The sequence below is a fragment of the Streptomyces sp. B15 genome (assembly GCF_018070605.1).
Lineage (GTDB): Bacteria > Actinomycetota > Actinomycetes > Streptomycetales > Streptomycetaceae > Streptomyces > Streptomyces smyrnaeus.
Genome location: NZ_JAGPXJ010000222.1, coordinates 1 through 483, shown reverse-complemented (window position 1 = coordinate 483; position 483 = coordinate 1). Strand labels below are relative to the sequence as shown.

Below are 483 nucleotides of genomic sequence, written 5' to 3'. Positions count from 1 at the left end.
CGGCAGAACTCGAAGTTCCGCCCCTCACCTCCGCACTCGGTCGACACCAGCAGGCTCGGGCCATCGGGCTGCCGGAAACGGGCAACCTCCGTGTCGCGGCGCGCCGGCGACAACTCCTCGTGGAAGGCCCCGGTGGCGAGCTGTGCGCGCTGGCTGAGGGCCGTACGCAGCATCTCCAGTGTTTCGCGGTGCGCGACGAAGACAAGCGTCTTCTCCCGCGCGTCACGCCAGCGCGGCGCCTGGGACAGCAGCCAGAGAAGGCGCGGATCGCCGGTGTCCATCGCATCGGCCTGCTGCCGCAGTAGGCGTTCCTCGGGTCCAAGTACAGAGCGAAGCGCCGCGCCTGACGCCAGCGCGCGGCGGACGCGATCGATCTTCAGGCGCCGCGCGACAGCGTCCGGCGCTGGTGCGCCTCGCAGCGTTGCCTCGACCGTGTGATGCATGCGCCAGCTCGCCGGATCGTCAAGCGCAATCGAGATACCC

At 70.0% G+C, this 483-nt stretch carries 1 protein-coding gene; it reads right to left on the bottom strand.

What is annotated here, in order from left to right; translation table 11 throughout:
* Nucleotides 1-483 (bottom strand): helicase-related protein (locus tag KBY19_RS35945; RefSeq protein WP_210967533.1); only part of this gene is annotated, 483 nt, incomplete at both ends.